General features: G+C 67.3%; 1 protein-coding gene. It reads right to left on the bottom strand.

The genetic code is table 11. From position 1 onward, the window contains the following. The coding region (locus BLA60_RS41870) for a ketoacyl-synthetase C-terminal extension domain-containing protein (protein ID WP_342744833.1) at positions 1-491 on the bottom strand (491 nt) is incomplete at its 3' end. Positions 492-539 lie beyond the last annotated feature (48 nt).

Here is a 539-nt window from a genome sequence, read left to right as displayed (position 1 = left end):
TCACACAACTCACGACCCATCCCCACCCGCTGCGCACCCTGACCAGCGAACACGAACCCAACCCGGCCAGGCCGGGCAACACCACGGGCGATCTCCACACCATCCAACAGCACAGCACGGTGGTCGAACGAGGATCGGGCCAACAGGGAGAGTCCGATGTCCTGTGGTGTGGCCTCCACTTCGGACAGTCGGGTCAACTGGGCGTCCAGTGACTCGGGGTCCTTGGCCGAGACCACCAACGGAACCGATCTCGGTGTCGCGGGCTCCGACTCGGGAACGTCCGGCGCTTCCAGGATGACGTGCGCGTTGGTGCCGCTCAGACCGAACGACGACACGGCAACCCGCCGTGGCCGATCCGCAGTGGGCCAGTCCGTCGCCGAGGTCGCCAACTCCACAGCGCCCGCCGACCAGTCGACATGCGAGGACGGAGTATCGGCGTGCAGCGTCGGCGGCACGACACCCTGCCGCATCGCCGCGATCATCTTGATCACGCCGGCCACACCCGCGGCGGCCTGCGTGTGTCCCAGGTTCGACTTGAC

The organism is Actinophytocola xinjiangensis, assembly GCF_001921215.1.
GTDB lineage: Bacteria > Actinomycetota > Actinomycetes > Mycobacteriales > Pseudonocardiaceae > Actinophytocola > Actinophytocola xinjiangensis.
This window is presented reverse-complemented; position numbering and strand designations above follow the sequence as displayed.